Origin of the sequence: Larkinella sp. C7 (assembly GCF_006149005.1) — a bacterium.
In the GTDB taxonomy this organism is placed as follows: Bacteria; Bacteroidota; Bacteroidia; order Cytophagales; family Spirosomataceae; genus Larkinella.
In genome coordinates this window covers 1-780 of record NZ_VBSL01000065.1, presented here as the reverse complement: position 1 = coordinate 780, position 780 = coordinate 1, and the positions used below count along the sequence as shown (strand labels likewise).

The window sequence follows — 780 nt, the reverse complement described above, 5'->3', positions numbered from 1 at the left end:
GAAGATCTCTTGGAAGATAGCTTAATTGAAACCCAACAGGCCATCGAAATGGCTAGCATTTATGAAAATGTCCTCAATATCATGACAGAGACGTCTGCTTCCATTATTTCCAACAATCAGAATTCCATTATGAAGACCCTGGCCCTAATGACCATGGCCTTGGATATTCCAACCGTTATCTTCTCAGCCTATGGGATGAACTTCAAAAATAACTGGCTTCCCCTCAACGGTCTGCCCCACGCCTTTTGGGTAATCGCTGCAATTTCCACGGCCTTGAGTGCCACAGCCGTTATCTTTTTCATCCGCAAACGCTGGTTCTAAAAAGTTACTTAGATTGGAGTCATCCTACCATGGATTTACAAGAATTAACCAAGAAAAACCAAGAATTTGTTACTATTGCCACCCACCAATTTAAGAAAGACGGCAAAAGTGATGAAGAAATCGAAGCCATTTTTAACGAGGTTCTCCCGACTATCATTGAAAATCAAAANTTAAGAAAGACGGCAAAAGTGATGAAGAAATCGAAGCCATTTTTAACGAGGTTCTCCCGACTATCATTGAAAATCAAAAGCAGGGAAATACGGCCCGCTACCTTTTAGGAGCCCCAACCGCTTGGGCCAAATCCTTCAGTACTAAAACTGTTGAGAACGGTCAAGCTATAGATTCAGCTACCAATAAAAATCCTTGGCTTATGTGGATGGATAGCAGTCTCCTCTTTTTTGGCGGCTTCTCGCTCTTTTACGGTTTCGTCAACCTAACCAGCGGTAAGACCTCAGCACA

At 42.6% G+C, this 780-nt stretch carries 3 protein-coding genes; all 3 read left to right on the top strand.

Features of this window, described 5'->3' with window-relative positions; all coding sequences use genetic code 11:
• On the top strand, positions 1-321 hold a 321-nt coding region (locus tag FH871_RS34380; RefSeq protein WP_305036611.1), incomplete at its 5' end, for a CorA family divalent cation transporter.
• 29 nt (positions 322-350) lie between these two features.
• On the top strand, positions 351-599 hold the full coding sequence (locus FH871_RS34375) for a DUF1129 family protein (protein WP_212768306.1): 249 nt from the start codon (positions 351-353) through the stop codon (positions 597-599).
• The coding region (locus tag FH871_RS34370) for a DUF1129 family protein (RefSeq protein ID WP_212768308.1) at positions 521-780 on the top strand (260 nt) is incomplete at its 3' end. The genes FH871_RS34375 and FH871_RS34370, both read left to right, overlap by 79 nt.